18 protein-coding genes and 1 pseudogene are annotated in these 19,147 nt (G+C 56.9%); 5 read left to right on the top strand and 14 right to left on the bottom strand.

The genetic code is table 11. The annotated features are described in order from the left end of the window. Positions 1-45: 45 nt before the first annotated feature. From AC5EFR_RS12165 to AC5EFR_RS12140, 6 genes are all read right to left on the bottom strand, one after another. A complete protein-coding gene (locus tag AC5EFR_RS12165) occupies positions 46-1,251 on the bottom strand; it encodes a TCR/Tet family MFS transporter (RefSeq protein ID WP_493576069.1) in 1,206 nt (401 codons plus the stop codon). 3 nt (positions 1,252-1,254) lie between these two features. Then, complete coding sequence (locus tag AC5EFR_RS12160) at positions 1,255-2,580, bottom strand: lyase family protein (protein WP_493576068.1); 1,326 nt, start codon at positions 2,578-2,580, stop codon at positions 1,255-1,257. A gap of 11 nt (positions 2,581-2,591) precedes the next feature. After that, positions 2,592-3,299, bottom strand: coding sequence for an alpha/beta fold hydrolase (locus AC5EFR_RS12155; protein ID WP_493576067.1), 708 nt, complete (start codon positions 3,297-3,299; stop codon positions 2,592-2,594). After that, positions 3,300-4,088 carry a 3-oxoadipate enol-lactonase gene (gene pcaD / locus AC5EFR_RS12150; RefSeq protein ID WP_493576066.1) on the bottom strand — a complete coding sequence of 263 codons (789 nt, stop codon included), beginning with the start codon at positions 4,086-4,088 and terminating at the stop codon, positions 3,300-3,302. It abuts the gene before it with no gap. A 126-nt stretch (positions 4,089-4,214) separates the two neighbouring features. Beyond that, positions 4,215-4,643, bottom strand: a complete 429-nt coding sequence (locus AC5EFR_RS12145) for an FKBP-type peptidyl-prolyl cis-trans isomerase (RefSeq protein WP_299920908.1) — start codon at positions 4,641-4,643, stop codon at positions 4,215-4,217. A 103-nt stretch (positions 4,644-4,746) separates the two neighbouring features. Continuing rightward, positions 4,747-5,145 carry a VOC family protein gene (locus AC5EFR_RS12140; protein ID WP_493576065.1) on the bottom strand — a complete coding sequence of 133 codons (399 nt, stop codon included), beginning with the start codon at positions 5,143-5,145 and terminating at the stop codon, positions 4,747-4,749. A gap of 138 nt (positions 5,146-5,283) precedes the next feature. Here AC5EFR_RS12140 and AC5EFR_RS12135 point away from each other — a divergent pair, with 138 nt between their 5' ends. Continuing rightward, entirely contained in the window at positions 5,284-5,961 is a 678-nt protein-coding gene (locus tag AC5EFR_RS12135; protein ID WP_493576064.1) for a haloacid dehalogenase type II, read from the top strand. Then, positions 5,961-6,779 carry an alpha/beta fold hydrolase gene (locus tag AC5EFR_RS12130; protein WP_493576063.1) on the top strand — a complete coding sequence of 273 codons (819 nt, stop codon included), beginning with the start codon at positions 5,961-5,963 and terminating at the stop codon, positions 6,777-6,779. The genes AC5EFR_RS12135 and AC5EFR_RS12130 overlap by 1 nt, the downstream gene beginning before the upstream one ends. Before the next feature lie 57 nt (positions 6,780-6,836). Here AC5EFR_RS12130 and truB read toward each other — a convergent pair whose 3' ends face one another. The 4 genes from truB to AC5EFR_RS12110 form a co-directional block, all read right to left on the bottom strand. Continuing rightward, positions 6,837-7,748, bottom strand: a complete 912-nt coding sequence (gene truB / locus AC5EFR_RS12125; protein WP_493576062.1) for a tRNA pseudouridine(55) synthase TruB — start codon at positions 7,746-7,748, stop codon at positions 6,837-6,839. A gap of 121 nt (positions 7,749-7,869) precedes the next feature. After that, a complete protein-coding gene (locus AC5EFR_RS12120; RefSeq protein ID WP_493576061.1) occupies positions 7,870-8,697 on the bottom strand; it encodes a LysR family transcriptional regulator in 828 nt (275 codons plus the stop codon). Between the two features lie 238 nt (positions 8,698-8,935). Further along, positions 8,936-10,648: a methionine--tRNA ligase gene (gene metG, locus AC5EFR_RS12115; protein WP_493576060.1), complete on the bottom strand. Its 1,713-nt coding sequence runs from the start codon at positions 10,646-10,648 to the stop codon at positions 8,936-8,938. A gap of 54 nt (positions 10,649-10,702) precedes the next feature. Continuing rightward, positions 10,703-11,947: an MFS transporter gene (locus tag AC5EFR_RS12110; protein ID WP_493576059.1), complete on the bottom strand. Its 1,245-nt coding sequence runs from the start codon at positions 11,945-11,947 to the stop codon at positions 10,703-10,705. Between the two features lie 157 nt (positions 11,948-12,104). Between AC5EFR_RS12110 and AC5EFR_RS12105 the strand changes: the two genes are divergently transcribed. Then, a complete protein-coding gene (locus AC5EFR_RS12105) occupies positions 12,105-12,590 on the top strand; it encodes a PaaI family thioesterase (protein WP_493576058.1) in 486 nt (161 codons plus the stop codon). On the opposite strand, the gene AC5EFR_RS12100 is transcribed toward AC5EFR_RS12105, so the two are convergent. Beyond that, the gene (locus tag AC5EFR_RS12100) at positions 12,579-13,205 is read right to left on the bottom strand and encodes an ImuA family protein (protein ID WP_493576057.1); all 627 of its coding nucleotides are present in this window, start codon (positions 13,203-13,205) and stop codon (positions 12,579-12,581) included. The two genes, AC5EFR_RS12105 and AC5EFR_RS12100, sit on opposite strands and share 12 nt — an antisense overlap. Positions 13,206-13,321: 116 nt before the next feature. Between AC5EFR_RS12100 and AC5EFR_RS12095 the strand changes: the two genes are divergently transcribed. After that, positions 13,322-14,371 (top strand): aldo/keto reductase, encoded by a 1,050-nt coding sequence (locus AC5EFR_RS12095; RefSeq protein WP_493576056.1) that lies wholly within the window; start codon positions 13,322-13,324, stop codon positions 14,369-14,371. A gap of 63 nt (positions 14,372-14,434) precedes the next feature. Here the strand turns inward: AC5EFR_RS12095 and AC5EFR_RS12090 are convergent, their stop codons facing one another. Next, complete coding sequence (locus AC5EFR_RS12090; RefSeq protein ID WP_493576055.1) at positions 14,435-15,298, bottom strand: helix-turn-helix domain-containing protein; 864 nt, start codon at positions 15,296-15,298, stop codon at positions 14,435-14,437. A 219-nt stretch (positions 15,299-15,517) separates the two neighbouring features. Between AC5EFR_RS12090 and AC5EFR_RS12085 the strand changes: the two genes are divergently transcribed. Further along, a complete protein-coding gene (locus tag AC5EFR_RS12085) occupies positions 15,518-16,330 on the top strand; it encodes a fatty acid desaturase (RefSeq protein WP_493576054.1) in 813 nt (270 codons plus the stop codon). A gap of 28 nt (positions 16,331-16,358) precedes the next feature. Here the strand turns inward: AC5EFR_RS12085 and AC5EFR_RS12080 are convergent. Together AC5EFR_RS12080 and AC5EFR_RS12075 are read right to left on the bottom strand one after the other, a co-directional pair. Then, positions 16,359-17,501 (bottom strand): annotated as a pseudogene (locus AC5EFR_RS12080) (methyl-accepting chemotaxis protein); the annotation flags it as partial. 793 nt (positions 17,502-18,294) lie between these two features. Continuing rightward, the gene (locus AC5EFR_RS12075; RefSeq protein WP_493576053.1) at positions 18,295-19,077 is read right to left on the bottom strand and encodes a substrate-binding periplasmic protein; all 783 of its coding nucleotides are present in this window, start codon (positions 19,075-19,077) and stop codon (positions 18,295-18,297) included. Positions 19,078-19,147: the final 70 nt, after the last annotated feature.

The following is a 19,147-nucleotide window of genomic DNA, read 5'->3' as shown; positions in this document are numbered from 1 at the left end:
TGCAGGGCGGCCCACTGCAAGCATAAAAACGACCAAAGGTGACGTTTACGACTTTTGCGTCTGTGACGTAGGGGCGAGGAAAAGGATCATCGCCACAAGTGTCAGCACTAGCGACAGGATAAAGGGCGCGCCGGGGAAGTACCAAGCAGCGTCCGGCGCGGCATAATGGGCAAAGATACCGCCCATCATCAGGGGCGCTATCGCCATGGCCACAGCCGAAGCCGACCCTAAGATACCTTGGAGTTCACCCTGTCTATCAGGGCCGAGTTTGACCGACATAAGCCCCTGAAGCGCTGGGGAAAACACCGCACCCATTGCCGCAAGTGGGGTGAGGATAAGGGCGACGATCCCTGAGTCGATCACCGCCAAAGCGCCAAAGCCGATGGCGGAAAATACCAGACCCAAAATGGCGGTGCCACGGTCCCCAAAACGGGCCAGAATGGTGCGGATCAAAACCCCCTGAACCACCACCATGGACACACCAAACAGGGCCAGAGACAGGCCGATCATACCGGCGTTCCAGCCGAATTGAGCCTTGCCGTAGTAGGCCCAAACCGCCGGGTAGACCGCAAAGCTAAACTGGTAGAGGAAAAAGCTAATGACGCCGCGCCCGATACCGGGGAGTTTGGAGAGGTCATAGAAAGAGCCAAACGGGTTGGCCCGTCGCCATTCAAAAGGGCGGCGGATGTCATCGGTGACGGTTTCGCGCAACACAACCCAGCCGAGGATCAAATTGGCTGCGGCAAGCACGGCAGCGGCCCAGAACGGTGCGCGGGTGCCAAATTCGCCCAAGGCCCCGCCGATTAGCGGCCCAGCGATAAAGCCAAGCCCAACTGCGGCGGCGACGAGTCCGAAGCCTTCGGATTCTTTGCCCGGTTCGGACAGGTCGGCCATGGTGGCCGAGGCGGTGGCGTGGGTTGCGGCGGTGATGCCGCCAATGATGCGCCCGACCAGCAAAAGCCAGATCGATCCAGCGAAAGCCATGACCACATAGTCCACCGCCATAACCGCGAGCGAAAGAAGCAGAACAGGGCGACGGCCAAAGCGGTCAGAAAGGCTTCCTAAGAAGGGCGCAAAGAGGAATTGCATCGCCGCAAAGGCCGCCGTCAACACGCCCCCCCAAAGCGCGGCATTGGCAAGGTTGCCGCCGGTGACCTCTTTGATCAGGTCGGGCATGACGGGCATAATCAGACCAACACCCATGGTGTCGATCATAACCGTGAGCAGAACAAAGACGACCGGCAAGGGCATAGGTTATTGGGCTTTCACGGCGGCGGCGAAATTGCGCGCTTCATCCGGGGCGGTGCCCAGTTGGGTTTTGGTGTCAAACAAGGTGTTGGGCAGGGCGGGATGCGCAGTTTGGGCCAAGGATTGCAGGCTTTGACCGGTGTCCCGCGCCTTGGCGCAGAGCGATTTTGTTTCGGCCTGCGCCTCGGGGCGCGGCATGTTTTGGGCAAGCGCAAAACTTAGCGCTTCGGCCAAGACAAGACCCCCGGTATTGTCCAGCGCAGCTTGCATCGTTTCGCTATTCGGCGTGATGCCTTGTGCCAGTTTTTGACCATGGCTCAATGCGGCCGCGGTGCTTTGCACCAATTGCGGAAAAGTCAGCCATTCGGCGAACCATGCGGCCCCGTCGCGTTGGTTTTGGTGCAGGCCTGCACCATGAAGGGTGGCGGAAAGACCCTGAACATGGCGCGCCAAAGCCACCATCGCCGAGGGCGCAACCGGGTTTTGCTTCTGTGGCATGGTTGATGAGCCACCCGCGCCTCCCAAGGTAAGTTCGCCAATGCCGGATTGCGTGGCAAGGATCAGATCGTCACCGATTTTTCCCAAAGCAATGCTGACACGGGTCATCCAATCGACCTGTCTCAGGATCGGGGTGCGATCACTGTGCCAACTGCGTTTTGGGTCGGTCAGACCCAGTTTTGCGGCCAGTCCGGCGCGCAAATTGGCCGGGTCGGCACCGAGTTCAGAGGCGGTTCCGGCGGCACCGGATAGAGACACCAAAAGGGTTTGGCGTTTCAACTCTGGCAGGTCGCTAAGCGCTTCAAGCAGGGGCCAGCCCCAAGTGGCAACAACCGCACCGAAACTTGTTGGGGTGGCGTGTTGACCATAGCTGCGCGCGGCCATTGGAGTGATGGCGTGGGTTGCCGCCAAAGTGCCCAGATCGCGAACAATGGTGCCTAGGGCTTGTTCCATTTGGCCAAGAGCACTGCGCATCCGCAGCATCAGACCGGTGTCTTGTATGTCTTGCGATGTCGCGCCCCAATGCAGGTATTGCCCGTGTTCGGGGGCCTGTAGGTTCTTGCGAAACGCATCGACCAACCCCGGCACTGTCACGCCGTTTTGACCACAGGCCTTGGCCAAGCCGGCCGGGTCGATTTGCAATTCGAGACTGGCGCGATGCAGGGCCTTGGCGCTTTCGCTCGGGATCACCCCAGCCTCGCCTTGAACCAAGGCCAAGGACCCTTGCACCAGCATCATCGCCCGAATTTCGGCGCTGTCGGAGAACAGGCGACCGGTGTCGCCGGCAGGAAAAAGCGCAGAGAGGTGTAGGCTGTCGAATGGCGTGGCGGGCATGTGGGCTCCGGTTAGGTTTGGGCGATGGTGGACAGGAGCGCGGCAAGCCTGTCGGGCATGGAAAAGAACGGCGAATGTGAGCTTGGCAAGCTATGCTGATCGGCAACGGGAAGTGCGGTGGCCATTTCGTGCTGAAACTCTGGCGGGATGGCGCGATCGTCTTCGCAGGTGATGTAGCTGCGTGGAACGGATGCGTAATTTTCGCCTAACTCAGCTGGGGTTTCCTGAGGCAAAATCGGTTGAGGACAGAGATGGGCGAGCGCAAACTCCAGCGCCTCTGGGCAATCGTGGTAAAACTTGTCCTCGGCCATGGTGGGATCAAACCCCATGGTGATGCGATCCGGGGCGACGCGAAAGGCCTCGGCCAAGGGTTGGCGCGGGGCTTTGCGGCGTTGATCGGCCAAGCCCAATCCGGGCCAAGGCAGATAGGCGCACAGATAGACCAGACGGGCGATGTTGGACGGGTCCAATTCCGCGGCGCGCGATATCGGGAACCCGGCCATGGAGTGACCGACGACGATGGTTTGCGTGTCGAGGGCGGCGGTGATCGCGGTGGCATAGAGGTCAAGCGTGACATCGGCGGCCGGAGTTGGATCATCGCCATGCGAGGGCAGGTCGATGGCTTTGGCCTCGTGGTCACGGGCTTTTAGTGCCGGGATCACATCGCGCCAACACCACGCCCCGTGACAGGAACCATGCACCAAAAGGAAGTTTGCCACTTAGGAAACTCCTTGGCTGGCAAAGAATTCGCACAACACGCGGGCATATTCCTCGGGGTTTTCGATACAGGGAAGATGGCCCGCACCGCGGATCAAGTGGAACTGTGACCCCGGAATGAGGTCAAGCGTTTCACGCACCAAATCCGGCGGGGTAGATCCGTCTTCGGACCCGGCGATCCCAAGGGTCGGCAGGCGCAGGCCCGATGTTGAGGAAATGAAGTCGGTGCCGGAAATGGCCCCGGCGCAGCCTGTCCAGCCGCGTGCCGGTGTGCGCAGGTGAAAGTTTTCCCAGCCCTTGAATTCGATTGTGTCGCGGAATTTGGCCGAGAACCAGCGCTGCATCGTGCCGTCAAGCGCCGCTTCTAATCCGCCCTCTTCGACGGTTTTGATGCGGTCTTCCCACATTTCGCGGGTGCCGATTTTGGCGGCGGTGTTGGACAAGACCATCGCGCGCACCAGATCAAGGCGTTTGGCCGCCAGACCTTGGGCAATCATGCCACCAATCGACAGGCCAACAAAAATGGCGTCCTTGAAGCCGCTCAAATCCATCAACTGTTCAACGTCATGCACCAAATTGCCCATCGACCAGCGCCCGTCTGGCGTATCTGAAAGCCCATGACCACGTTTGTCATAGCGCAGGATCCGCAAGCCTTGCGGCAGCAAGGGCATGATCGGGTCCCACATGCGCAAATCAGTGCCAAGAGAGTTGGCAAACACGACCGGTGTGCCGTCTTCTGGACCTTCAATCTTGTAGTGCAGGCGGAACCCGCCCAGATCAGCCATGTGCATGTGTTTTCTCCCTTTGGTCGTTGAAAAGGTGTAACGTGAATGGCGGGGGATGCAACAGAGGCCAAACGCAAAAAAGGCGGGGAGTTCCCCGCCTTTGTCATGTTTTGTTGGTGCTTTCGAGTGGGTTTACCCGATGGAAACCAGTTCCAGTTCGAATGTCAAATCTTTCCCGGCCAGCGGGTGGTTGGCGTCGAGGGTGACTTCGGTTTCGGTGATTTCAACCACGGTGACAGGCATGACCTGACCGGTGGGGGATTGCATCTGAAGCTGAATGCCAACTTCGAGCGGGATTTCCGCAGGGATTTGATCGCGCGGAACGCCCTGACGGGCGCGGTCGTCGGGTTGGCCATAGGCATCGTCGGCGGGGATGTTGATGGTCTTTTTCTCGCCCACAGTCATGCCGTCGACACCCTTGTCAAATCCCGGAATAACCTGACCGGAGCCAAGGGTGAATTCCAAAGGATCGCGGCCTGCCGAGCTGTCAAAGGTCGACCCGTCTTCCAAAGTGCCAGTGTAGTGAATGCGAACGGTATCGCCGGATTTAGCCTGCGTCATTAGGGGCCTCGTAGGTGTCAGAGAATGAATGGACGAGGCCGGACCGTCCGGGTGCTCGTATGGGCGCGCACCCTATGAGACCCGGACAGAGATTGCAAACCGCTTAGCCTTGCTCGGCTGGGGTGTCGGGAGTCATGATACCAAGGGGCGCACCGGTTGGGTCGGCGATCATGGCAATGCGGCCAATTCCCGGCACGTCAAAACAGGGGCGTCGAATTTCGCCTCCGGCCGCTTTGGTTGCCTCGACCGCTGCGTCAACATCGTCAACGGCGATGTAGGTGCACCATTGTGGTTGAAGGTCGCTCGACTCTTCCATCTGGCTCATGTCCATCAAACCGGCGACGGGTTTGCCGTCTTTCATGGCGACCTGATAAGTGCCGCCAGTGTCGGGGTCGGGCATGGCTTCGTAGTCCCAACCGCAAGTTCGGGCATAGTAGTCAAGCGCCTTGGGCAGGTCGTGTGTCATCAATTCGGTCCACCAAATGGTGCCATGATTGGACATTGGAAATCTCCTTGGTTGGGAATCGGGATTGTCCAAGAGTAACACGGTTTCGCGTTGCGACATTAACGAGAGCGCAGGGGTCTTTCGGCTGCTGTCATTCCATGTCAGGGTTGCGCGCATCAGGATTGAGGAGCCCCCATGACCATCACCACATGCGTATTTGATGCCTATGGCACCTTGTTTGATGTTGCCGCCGCCGCCCGTGTCGCGGCCGAAGAGCCGGGGCGCAAACAGCTTGCCGAGGTTTGGCCGCAGATCGCTGCGGATTGGCGCGCGAAACAGTTGGAATATAGCTGGCTTCGGGCGGTGTCGGGGGCCTATGTGCCGTTTTGGGAGGTCACAAAAGACGGTTTGGATTGGGCGATGGAGCGCGCTGGGCTTGATGACTTGGAACTGCGCGAGCGGCTCTTGGCTCTGTATTGGGAATTACCGGCTTACAAAGAGGTGCCCTTTATGCTGGCCCATCTCAAGGCTGCGGGCAAGAATTGTGCGATTTTGTCCAATGGCAACAAAGACATGTTAGATGGGGCGGTGGATAGCGCCGGGATTGGCCTTTATCTTGATGCGCTTTTGTCGGTGGATCAGGTTGGAATCTTTAAACCGGCGACACAGGTCTATGATCTGGTTGGGGCCGAGTTCGGCTGTAAACCCGAAGAGGTTTTGTTTGTGTCCTCCAATGGCTGGGACGCGGGTCATGCGGCGGCCTATGGATTTCAGACGGTTTGGGTCAACCGCATGGGGGTGCCGATGGATCGGTTGCCGGGCAAACCGGCCCATGTGTTAAGTGATCTGACAACCATTCCGGAGCTGGTGTGATGGCGCGTTTTACAACATCTGACGGTGTGTCGTTGTATTATACCGATGAGGGGCAGGGATTGCCGCTTTTGTGCCTGTCTGGGCTAAGCCGCAATGGCCGAGATTTTGACTATGTCGCCCCCTTGTTAAAGGGCGTGCGCCTTATCCGCTTGGATTACCGGGGACGCGGGCAATCGGATTGGGCTCCGCGTGAGAGCTATTCGATCCCGATTGAGGGACGCGATGCGTTGGAATTGTTGGATCATCTCGGGGTAGAGAAGGCCGCGATTTTGGGCAGTTCGCGTGGCGGATTGATCACCATGGGATTGGCCGCGACGGTCAAAGAGCGGCTTTTGGGTGTGGCTTTGAACGATATTGGTCCTGAAATCGCCGATCGTGGCCTTGAGGTGATCAAAGATTACCTTGGCCGTCGTCCGGCTTGGAAAACCATGGCGGAAGCGGTGGCGGCGCGGCCCAAGGTGATGGCGGGGTTTGTGAATGTCCCGGCTGAACGCTGGCAACGGGAGGCAGAGACCCATTACCGTGAGATCGAGGGAGGCTTGGACATCACCTATGACCCAAAGCTACGCGATGCGGTGTTGGCGGAGGGCGCGCAGGTTGTTCCGGATCTTTGGCCGTTTTTTGAGGCCTTGGCAGAGTTGCCTTTGTGCCTGATCCGTGGGGCGAATTCGGATTTGTTATCAGAGGCGTGTTTTGAGGAGATGACGCGCCGTAGGCCGGATGCAATGGCGGTTCAGGTCGCTGATCGCGGCCATATTCCGTTCTTGGATGAACCTGAAGCGGTTGCGGCCTTGCACAAATGGATTGCGATGATGTGACGGGAGCGGCGCTGTTTGCGATGCAAATGCGCCCCACCCACCGTCCCATCGGGCGCGTTACTCGGGCTGAACGAACACCCGTTTGGGGTGCAATTCACCGCCCTTGTAGATGCCAACCGCGATTGGCGTGCCATCGAATGATGCCCATGCTTCGTCGCCGTATTCGACATCTTTGGCAAACACCATGCCCGGGTTGCCGTTGCGCAGCTTTGTCGCCCCGTCGAGCGTTGTGTGCAGCTCGGGCAATTCATCAAGGCCGATTTCCAGCGGCTTGAGATAGGCGTCAAGCGCGGGTGTTTTGGCCATTTCGTCGATCTGGTCGATGCTCAGACCATCACTCACTTCAAACGGGCCTGACCAAATGCGACGCAAGCGCAGGACATGCGCCTTACAGCCCAATGCCTCGCCCAAGTCGCGGGCGATGGAACGGACATAGCCGCCTTTGCCACAGGTCATTTCCAACTCGACGTGATCGACATCTGGGCGCGAGACCATCACCAGCTCTTCGACCCAAAGAGGGCGGGCGGCGATGTCCATTTCCTCTCCGTCACGGGCGCGTTTATAGGCGCGTTCACCGTCAATTTTCACCGCTGAGAACTGCGGAGGCACCTGCATGATGTCGCCGACAAAGGGGTGCAAGGCCTCTTTGATGTCGTCATCCGAGGGACGCAAATCGGTTTCGGCAATGACTTCACCCTCGGCGTCATCGGTGTTGGTCGCCTGACCGAGACGGACAACAAAGCGGTAAGCTTTGAGCGCATCGGTGATGTAGGGCACTGTTTTGGTGGCTTCACCCAAGGCGACGGCAAGAACGCCGGTGGCTTCTGGATCCAAGGTGCCCGCATGGCCGGCTTTCTTGGCCTCAAGCGCCCAGCGGACCTTGTTCACCACCGAAGTGGAGGTGATACCGGCCGGTTTGTCTACGATCAGCCAGCCCGAAATATCGCGGCCCTTGCGTCTGCGTCCCATGAATACCCTCTGATTGGTGAGGCGGCGGGGGTAGCAAGGACGGCGCGGTCTGTCAATTCAACATGGGGGTTTAGAGGGTGCGAGCAGCAACATGCCTGTGGATTGATCCTTTGGGAAAAGCTTAAGGTGCCGATTGCAATGCCGTTTTCAAGGCCGATAGGGCGGCGCGAATGGGGGGATCATGGCGGGTGTCATGATGGGAAACCAGCCATTCATCATGGGTCAAATCCTCAATCGGATCAGACAGTTGCGTCAAGGTGCTGAGCTTTGCGCCGATAAAGCAGGGTAGGATAATGCGGCCGTGACCAGATCGGGCGAGATCAAGGCAGAGCCGCATGTCCGTCGCCGTAAGCGCAATTTTGGCGCTATGTTCACGATGGAGCCAGGCTTGCGATGGTGGCAGCGGCATTTGCCCCGGTAAGCTGACAAACCCTGAAATAGCGTCGGATTTGGCATAGATGGCATAGGTGATGCTGCGAAGTTTTTGGCGCGCCAACCAAGGGTGGTCGGGTTCGGAATTGCGGATGCCAATGTCGGCCTCGCGCCGGGCAATGTCCAATTGTGCATTTGACGGGACAAAGCTTGGCACCCATCTTTTCGGCGTGACTGCGGGGAGCGATTGGGCGAGAAACTGTGATGTCCACAACCCGGCGGTGATCCGTACAACTGGGGTGTGTTCGGTCTTGGATAACCACCGGGCGATGCGGCTTTGTAACTCCGGCAAGCCAGTTAGTTCATTCGCTAAGCTCTGGCCGTCTTTGGTTAGCTTGAACCCGCCTTTGCCACGCAAAAACAACCGCCTCTCGGTGCTACGTTCGAGGTGCGCCATACGGCGCGACATCGTCGGGAGCGGGACACCGGCCTTTTGGGCCGCGTCGGTGAGGGATGAACTTGTCGCAACAAGTTGGAACAATGCGAGGTCGGTGAGGTCGGGGTGACTTTCATTCATGAAACTAAGGTTGCGGAAAGAGGGGATTTATTCAACAAAAAAGACAAAGGTATCTTGTTTTTGAAATCTGATGGCAGAAACAAGAGGTCCCGGATGTTGATCTTTCCCTTGAAAACCGAACGCCGTTTGGTGTCGCAAGAACGCCAACACATCGACAATCGTATCCGCAGTCATAAAAAATGGCGCAGACGGCGGAACCGGCTGCGCCTTTTATGTTTTTTAACCGATTGGCGTCGGTCTAGTCGCGGGTTCCGGCGAAACGTTCTTGCCATTCGGTGCGTTCTGCATCGGTTATCTTGCGGAAAGTGACCTCAGGCACGGCAAATTCGTGGCCTTCGGGCATTGCCGCGAGGGCGGCTTTGATGTCTGTTGGCCATGCGTCATCGTCCGACTTCATCGCGTCCAAAAGCTCGGCACTTGCGTCGGGAATGAAGGGCGAGGAGATGATCGCATAGAGACGGATCAGGTTCAGCGCCAAGCGAATCTGCGCTGCGGCTTGATCGGGGTCGGTTTTGAAGGTTGTCCAAGGGGCGACTTCTTGCAGGTATTCGTTGCCCAAGGCCCATGCGGCGCGCAGGGCGGTGGCGGATTTGCGCACCTCGATGGCTTCCATATGGGCTTCGTATTCGGCCAATTTCGCGGCTAGATCTCTCATCAATTGCTCTTCGCGCGCGCCATAGGCCCCGCCTGCCGGAACAGCTTCGGAGAATTTGGAGCGGCAGAATTTGGTGACGCGGCTGGCAAAGTTGCCAAGCACGTCGGCGAGGTCCTTGTTGACCGACACTTGGAAGTTTTCCCAAGTAAATTCGCTATCCGCGCTTTCGGGCGCATGGGACAACAACCACCAACGCCAGTAATCGGACGGTAGGATTTCCAAGGCTTGATCCATAAACACCCCGCGTCCGCGCGATGTTGAGAATTGGCCGCCATCGTAGTTCAAGTAGTTGAACGATTTGATGTAGTCGACAAGCTTCCACGGCTCACCCGAGCCCAAAATCGTGGTTGGGAAGGACAGGGTGTGGAAGGGCACGTTGTCCTTGCCCATAAACTGGGTGTAACGGACGTCATCGGCCCCTTTGTCGGTGCGCCACCAGCGTTCCCAATCGCTGCCTTTGCCCGCGTCAACCCACTCCTGCGCACAGGCAATGTATTCGATTGGGGCGTCGAACCAGACGTAGAACACTTTGCCTTCCATGCCGGGCCAAGGCGCGTCGCCTTTCATCACCGGCACACCCCAATCGAGGTCGCGGGTGATGCCGCGGTCCTGAAGCCCATCTCCGTCATGCAGCCATTTTTTGGCAATCGAGGTGGTTAGAATTGGCCAATCGGTTTTGGAATCGATCCATGTGTCGAGCTGATCTTTCATCTCGGATTGGCGCAGATAAAGGTGCTTGGTCTCGCGCATCTCAAGGTCGGTTGACCCGGAAATGGTTGACCGTGGATTGATCAGGTCAACCGGATCAAGCTGTTTGGTGCAATTGTCACATTGATCGCCGCGCGCATCTTCGAACCCACAATTGGGGCAGGTGCCTTCGATATAACGATCAGGCAGGTAGCGGCCATCGGCATGGCTATACATTTGGGTTTCACTGACTTCGCGGATCAGCCCTTGTTTGTCCAACTGGGCGGCGAAATGTTGGGTCAGCTTCTTGTTCTGCTCCGATGAGGACCGGCCAAAGTGATCAAAAGATAGGCGGAACCCATCGGCGATTTTCGCCTGAACCCCCCACATTTCGGCGCAGTATTCATCGACCGGTTTACCGGCCTTGGCGGCGGCAAGTTCGGCGGGGGTGCCATGTTCATCGGTGGCGCAAAGGAACATCACCTCATGGCCGCGCGCGCGCAGATAGCGGGCATAAAGATCAGCCGGAAGCTGAGAGCCCACAAGATTGCCCAGATGCTTGATCCCGTTGATATAGGGAATCGCGGAGGTGATGAGGTGGCGTGCCATTGTCGTTCGTCCCGTGCGGTTTGGGCGTGATTTAACGGAAGCGCGCGCCAAGGGCTACTGCGTTTTGTCCCTTTCGCCAGTCTTGTCGCGAAAGCGCGACATCAAACGCCCGATCACAAAGGATGTGCGCGGGGCGTACACATAGGGGGTTCGGGTCTCATTTGCCGGGCGCGATTGCATTCGGACAAGGCCAAAGATCACCAAAAGCGCGTGGCCCAGAGCGATCAGGATGAACAGGGCCGGAGGGCCAAAGGCATTGATCAGGGCAGAGGCGACCCAGGGGGCGGCAATGGCGCCACAGGCATACCAAAACATCAACGCCGCCGAGAGTTCGATACGTTCTGAGCTATCGGCAAAGTCATGGGCGTGTGCGGAGGACACCGAAAAGATCGGAAAGGTGGTTAGGCCAAATATAGCGGCCGTTAGCATGACACCTGTTGTGCTGAGGTCCGTGGTGGTGGCGGTGAAAACGCAGGATGCAATAGCGGCGAGCGACAGCCAGATCAAAACGTGACGCCGGTCATACCGGTCTGCCAGCCAGCCAACAGGGTATTGTGACAAGGCCCCGCCCCCGACGAAGGCCGCTAAAAATAGCGCAATGTCAGAGGTTTGTAGCCCGACCCCGGTGCCATAAAGCGGCCCGACCATCCGGAACGACGCGCTTGACAGGGCAGCGACAAGCACACCGGCCACCGCCAGCGGCGAGCTGGCAAAGGCCAATTGCGGGCGAAGGCGTGGGGCGGCCGGGGTTTCGGGTTGGCTTGATTTGGTCAAGGTCATCGGCAAAATCGCCGCGCAGCAGATCATCGCCAAAAACGTATAGGACACGTAATGCGCCGGTTCGAGGACCGAGATCATCAGCTGTGCCACAAGCGAGGCAAGCATGTCCGTCACGCGGTAGGTACCCATAGCGCGACCGCGGTTGTCGTTGGTGACCTTGGCTTGCAACCACGCCTCGATCACGGTGTAACATCCGGCTATACAAAGCCCCTGCGCCACGCGCATTCCGGCCCAGACATAGGGATTTTCGCTTAGAACATGGCCGAGAATGCCCATCGTGCCAAGGGCGGTAAACACCGCAAAGGCGCGGGAATGGCCAACGCTTCCCATGAGGCGCGGCGACCACCAGCAGCCAATGAAAAAGCCTAGAAAATGCGCCGACCCCAGAAAACCGATCTGTTGGGTGGTGAAGTTCAGTTGCAAACCCGACAGAGCGTCAAGCGGCCCAACGCCGCCCGAGGAGAGCTGTAACAGGATCACGGATAAAAACAGGGCGGCAAAAGAGATCATCATACGCATGGGGCCAAAGGGGCATGTGGGGGCATGGCGCGCTTTGGGTTTTGCGACGTAGTCGGGTCGTTTTGGGGCCTTGGTTGGAAAAGATAGACGTGGCGTCACTCTTTTCGTTCCGGCGGGCGCGGTCTTTGATGGCTGTGCCAAATAAGGAGGCCACCCGATGCCGTCGCGCAAATACGCCAAAACCGTCGATGAATTGCCCAGCCCCGAGGAATTGATGTCGGTTCCGGGGGTTGAGATGATGCAAAGCATTGTTAATGGAGAGCGGGCCGGCCCGCCGATTGGCGAGACCATGGGGTTTTGGCCGGTCGAGGCAGAAAAAGGCCGGGTGGTGTTTGAAGGGACGCCGGAATTGGCGGTCGCCAACCCGCTGCGCACGGTGCATGGCGGCTGGTATGGCGCGATTTTGGATAGCTGCATGGCCTGTGCGGTACATACGACGCTACCTTCGGGCGCAGGCTATACGACCTTGGAATACAAGATCAATATCACCCGTGCGATCCCTTTGGGTGTGACGGTTCAGGCCATTGGCATTGCACAGCATTCCGGCCGATCAACCGGGGTGGCCAATGGCGAAATCCGAGGCAAGGAAGATGGCAAACTATACGCAACCGGGTCAACGACCTGTATGATTTTACGGGCCTGAAGTGGGGTGAAACAGATGGTTTCCGGTTAACGCCCATGTTTTTGGCGGGGCCATGCGGGCGCGCAACCGTTCTAGCCGCCAGCGTACCTGACCGGGTGTGTGATCAGGCTCCATCTGCCAGCGGGTTTCAACGCCCGGCGCGCCGCCAGAGCCAGGTGTCAGCATGAGACCAAGCGGGCGAAACCGCCCTTCGCCCGCCCCGGTTTCGGCGGCGAGATGCAACCGGCGGACCTGGGTCATACCGGGGGGGGCGGGCAGATCGGCCACAACCATCGGCGCGGCTCCACTGCGCAGAACTTCCTCCATGCTCCACAAAATGTCTTCGCCCCGGATCGGATCGAGAAAGATCAGCGATTGCGGCGGCAACAAGGGGACAAGCCCGTCGGTATTGAGGCGGTTACGCTCCCACTTGGGGGTGATCCAAAAGATCGGCGCGGTGTTGGCCGGGTTTTTGAGTTCGGCCAGAAGCTTGGCGGCGATACGCACGGCCAGGGTGCGCCGCGCCCGCCCACAAATCTCGTGCACGCGGGTCAGCGGCAGGCTGGCATCCTCAAACAGGGGGAGGCCCGGCGGTGGGCGATGGGTTTTACGGGCAAGCAGGGCAGCAGCGGTCATGGCCGTAAAATACAGTGTTCGCTAAATGTTCTCAAGGTTAAATTTCTGGAAAGGGCTCTTGGCAATTGCACTGATACCGCTATCTTTCGCGCAACCCGCGCGAAGGAGATGTTGCAATGAAGATGAATAAACTGGGCCGTACTGGCATCGATGTGTCAGAGTTTTGCCTTGGGACCATGACCTTTGGCACGCAGACGGAACAAGACGACGCACATGCTCAAATTGACCGTGCGCTTGCCGCTGGGATCAATTTCATGGATACGGCCGAGATTTATCCCGTCAATCCAATCAGCGCCGAAACCCTTGGCGGGACTGAGGAAATTGTTGGAAACTGGTTTGAAAAAACTGGCAAGCGGAATGACTGGGTGCTGGCCACCAAACATTCCGGGACCGGCGTTGAGCATGTGCGCAACGGCGCAATGATCAGCGGGCAGACCATTCCGGAGACGATTGAAGGGTCTTTGAAGCGGCTCAAAACTGATTATATTGATCTCTACCAATTTCATTGGCCTAACCGGGGCAGCTACATGTTCCGCCAAAACTGGAGCTATGACCCGCTCAAAGGCGGGATGAGCCGCGATGAGGTGATTGGGCAGATGGAAGACTGTCTTGGGGCGTTGCAGCGTGAAGTTGACCGCGGCACCATTCGCGCTTTTGGTCTGTCTAATGAAAGCGCCTGGGGCACGGCGCAATGGCTGGCGGCGGCGGATCGGGTCGGCGGGCCGCGCGTGGCGTCGATTCAGAACGAATATTCGTTGGTTTGTCGGATGGCGGATACGGATTTGGCCGAAGTGATGATGTTTGAAGATGTCGGGTTGTTGCCGTTTTCACCTTTGGGGGCGGGGTTGTTGAGCGGCAAATACCAGGGTGGTGCTGTGCCAGATGGGTCGCGCATGTCGATCAATGGTGATTTGGGCGGGCGCAAGTCTGAGCGAATTTTTGATGCGGTTGACGCGTATTTGGGCGTGGCCCGTAAGTTCGGTTTGGACCCGATACATATGGCATTTGCCTGGTCAGCCCGTCGACCTTTTGTGGCCTCGTCGATTTTTGGGGCCACAACATTGGCGCAGTTGGAGCATGCCTTGGGCGCAGTTGATGTCGAATTGACCCCAGAATTGCTGGCAGCTTTGGACGCGACGCACAAACAACATCCGATGCCCTATTGATGAGCGGGCGGGAAAGGCCCCCTTGAGCGGCTCCCGCCCACCCACCCCGCCCCTCAAGGGGGCCTAATCGGTGATCCGCTTCCGGAGGTTGGAGAGGAAAGCCGGAAGGTCGCGCGTTGTCACATCGGCCTTGCAGAGTAAATCGTCAAAGTGATCTGTTATGGCAGAAACGCGATTGGTGTCGCGAAATACCAGATAGTTACTTCCCATATAGAGCGCGGCTAAGAGCGGACCGAAGATCGTGATGGGGGCGGAGTATAATTGCCGCGCGCAGAATAGATAAAGTCGAAGGCGCGGGTAAAGAGTTTCGCAAAGTGTAATCCAATGGTCGATTTGAGCGCGGCGGGCACCAGGGGTAAGACCGGCGTAATACCCTGTTCCCGAAGCGAAACTTTCAACCTCGTGGATCGCGATGCAGATCTCATAGTCCGATTGGGATTGTCGCATCCAATTCAGGCGTTCCTCTGAGGCGGCAATGGCTTGATCGGAACTCCGCCCAAGATGTTGTTCATATTCCCAGCTCAGCACATCGCGGGTTTTGAGCATGTCGGGCAACATCGCCGGAACGTAGCGAATCTTGTAGCCATCGGCCTCTTGGTACCATCGAAAAATGGTGTCATCGACCAAGGCCCTCTTGGCTTGGGTCATGCTGAGGGAGGTCGCAACCAGATCTTCTGCATTTTCAGGTTTGTCGGACAAGCCAAGAAGCCAGTCGGTCGACACCCCGAGCGCTTCGGCACAACCGCCAACCAGATGGGCATTGGGCAGGCGGGCCCCTTGGTCCTTGAGCAATTGTGAGATGGTGGACCGGTCGACGCCAATTTTGGCGGAGAGACGCGTTTGATTGCTGTTGGCCGATTGTATCGCCTCTTGGAGGCGGGTTCGGAAAAGGGCCGCGCGATGACGCTTGTCGCTAATTTGTCTCATGAGGTGACAATTATCACATCGAATGAAAATTGTTAACCAAACACCGAATGGGACGCCGCAGCTCTGGCTGTTAACGAATTGAGCATGACAACAAAACGTTTAGACTGCCATTCCTCATGCTCTTGGACGTCGCGATTTCGCTTTCGGCGGACGATAGAGTGGCCAACGTTTTTTTTGCTGTTGATTTGCTATCTAGCTTGGAGCGTTAGCACGACGTGGGTGGCAGAGATTTGGCTGCCATTGGCGATGGTGTCGACCTGTGTGTCGGGGGCTTTGCATTCGTCTTTGACGCATGAGGCCTTGCATGGCCACCCGACGAAGTCGGCTTTTTGGAATGCCGTTTTGGTGTTTCCGGCCTTGACTGTTGCCGTGCCCTACATGCGGTTCAAGGAATTGCACTTGGCGCATCATCGGGATTCGATGTTAACGGACCCTTACGATGATCCAGAAAGCAATTATTTGGATCCGAGTGTTTGGGCCGCTCTTTCGACATGGAAAAAGTGGCTGTTTCGCCTCAATAACACGCTTGCTGGGCGTTTGGTTTTGGGGCCGACACTAGGCACGTGGACCTTTGTGCAGTCTGAATGGAAGGCCGCAAAAGCAGGGAATAGACTTGTGATGTTGGGGTGGGCGGTTCATGTCCCAGCATTGTCTGTTGTTGTATGGTGGATTATCTACGTGAGCAGCATGCCGGTTTGGGCTTGGGCATGTACCGTTTATGCCTCGCTGTCGATATTGAAAATCAGAACCTTTCTAGAGCACCGCGCCCATCTTTGTGCGGCGGGGCGGACAGTTGTCATCGAAGACAAAGGGCCGCTGGCTTTGATTTTTTTGAACAATAATCTGCACATTGTTCATCACATGCATGCCCGTGTGCCTTGGTATCGTTTACCAAAATTGTATTGGCAGAACAAAGAACGCTACCTTGGCTGGAACCGCGGATATGTTTACCCATCCTACGCGGCAATCTTTCGTCAGTACTTGTTTAGGCCCAAGGACCCGGTGCCACATCCACTTTGGCCAAAGCGATAGACTTGACAGAAGTGAAAATGCTTGGAATTCATGACGCTTGGCGGTGTTCTTCCACGGTTTCTTGGTCCCAATCGCCGCCGTCGCTTTCCACGCCGGATGAGGTGGTTCTGAATTGGGAGACGAGGTTCAACAGGTAGGTCGCGCTTTCGGTCATGGCATGGCTGGCTGCTGTGGCTTCTTCGACCATGGCCGCGTTTTGCTGGGTCACTTGATCTAGGCCAACCATCGCGGTGTTGACTTCGCTGATGCCCAAGGATTGGCTCTGAGTGCCTTCGGAAATATCTGCGTTCAAAGTGAACACGGCATTGATACGCGTTACAATGTGATTGAGGGCCGAGCCGGTTTCCCCAACAAGGGTGACTCCATTGTTAACGTGATCAGTTGAGGCGTCGATCAAGGTTTTGATTTCTGTGGCGGCTTCAGCCGAGCGTTGTGCCAGGTTTTGCACTTCTGATGCAACGACTGAGAACCCGACGCCAGCCTTTCCAGCCCTCGCGGCTTCAACCCCGGCGTTCAAAGCAAGAAGATTGGTTTGGAATGCTATATCGTCAATGACCCCAATGATTTGAGAGATATGATCGGACGAGTTTTCGATTTCGCCCATGGCGGACACCGTGCGGTCAACCACTTGGCCACCTTGTTCTGCAGCTTCTTTGGTTTCCTGCATAGAATTCGAGACCGTTGTTGCGCCGTCTGCCGTTTTTTTTAAGCCAACTGTGAGTTGGTCCAACGCAGCAGCGGTTTGTTCCAAAGTTGCGGCTTGGGTTTCGGTGCGCCGCGCAAGATCGTCTGAAGCCCCGGTGATTTCAGCGGCGCGGGAGTGAATATCGCGTGCCGAGTCAACAACGGCCGAAACTGTTTCGCGCAGTTGTTTGGACGTGGCGTTGAAATCAATTTTGAGCTGTTCGTATTGGGACGGGAACTCCATTGAAATATGTGCGGTTAAATCGCCTTGAGCGAGAGAAGATAGGTTTTCACTTAGTTGTTCGACAATTTCCATCTGCTTTTTTTGCCGGTCGGCCCGTTCGGCGGCGAGCCGTTCATTTTCGATGGTGCCATCACGAAGGTTGGCGAGCGCCTTTCCAATGGAACCGATCTCGTCACGTCTTTCGACTTCAGGAATTTCCACATCGGTATTGCCTTGTTGAAGCTCTTCTAGTCGCCGCACAACCCGCGTCATTGGCATGGCAACGGAGGTGGAAATCAGAAACAGAACACAAGCAAACGCAAGATACGAAATAACCCCAATCAGCGCCGCGGTTTTATTGGCGTTAAGGATCGACTCTTTGATAACGGAGACGTCCACGCCCCAGACCAGATCGCCCACAGTGTTTCCATCCATGACAAGAGGGGTGCGGATAATCTCAAGGTTACCGAGGCGGGCGCGCAAACCCTCGCTTTCGATGAGGGCTGCACCCGACTCTGACCATGTGGGGTCAATCGCTTCGGCCAAGGTGTGTTCGGCCATTGCGGAACCATCTGTCATCAGCGTCGCAAATACGAACCCTTTGTAGTCGGAAAAAGACAGTAGTGTGTTATGGGCCAGCTCGTCATCAAAGTTCCAAGCAGCTGAGGCCAGCGGTGGAGAAACATAGGTTTCAATCAAATGAATTTCCTGGGCAAAGGCGTCATTCAGTGCTTGCGAATAGCGCATGGCCCAAAAGAGAGTGATCACAAGTACAAGAACCAATAGTGACGACAATCCTGGAACCAAGAGTTTGCGGCGGATAGGCCAGTTTGCGAACCATTTCATGTAATGTCTCCGGCGGGCTCAAAGGAAATCCCGCTTGTTCTATCTGGATTTCCTTTTGGATTTATTTCGTTCCAGGCCGAGCAACCCGAAATATCCAAACAATCTGAACGAACTCTCGGGACCAGACCCAAAAGACGGCCGCCCGAGACGCAAACGCTCGCATCCAATTGTGGACGCGAGCGATTTCTTACTGACGTTTTCTAGAATTTGGTTAGTACCCCAAATACTGCGACCCGAGCGTGTCGCGGTATTTTTCCACCCATGTTTTGTTGATTTGCGCGATTGTTCCGTCTGCCTCTGCGGCACTGAAACAGCGATCAAAATCAGCGGCAAGTGAGGCATCGCGGAAGTTCATGGTGTAGTTGGAGGGGTCAAATGTCGCCTGAAACCGAACGTTTTGCATTGGGTCAAAAGGTAAATCCGCGACGTCATCCCGCAACTGGCGATTGAACTCGGCGAAAATCATGCCGTCACCAATCACCGCATCGACGCGCTGTGCAAAAATCATCCGGCTTTGTACGATTTGATCAGCGGCTTCTTTATAGCTTTTAAAGCTTTCGGTCGCCGCTTTGAGGCCTGGCAAAATGTCGGAGGCCCCCATGAACGCAATCACAGTGTGATCTGAAAGGCTCCCCAAGTCGGTAAAGCTTGCACCAGAGTCTTCAAGGTTGGAAACGCCGTTCTGGTATTGGATGTAGGTTTGGGATTGTCCGCCGGGCAATGGCATGCCCTGAGGGACAGTTGTCACCGCGTCGCCGGTACCGGCTTCATAGCTTTTCCAATGGCGGGTAAAGGGTTGGACCTTAAACGTCACCTCATGGCCGCAGCGGGACATAACTTCTGTGATGATCTCAACTTCGCGCCCGGTGCCGTCGGCCATGATCATCGGCGGGAGTTCACCGGCCATGATCGTCAGATTGGCCGCGCTTGCAACATTGGCACCACCGGTGGCGGCAATAGCGGACAGGAGGAATACAGTTGATAGGTTCGTCATTTTCGGGCCTCTGGCAAAGATGATCACTTTGCCGGGACCGTATTGATTTGGGTTTTAAGAGGAGGTTAAA

Source organism: Pelagimonas sp., assembly GCF_058892305.1.
The sequence above is the reverse complement of the archived record's forward strand: the minus strand, read 5'-3'. Positions and strand labels throughout refer to the sequence as shown.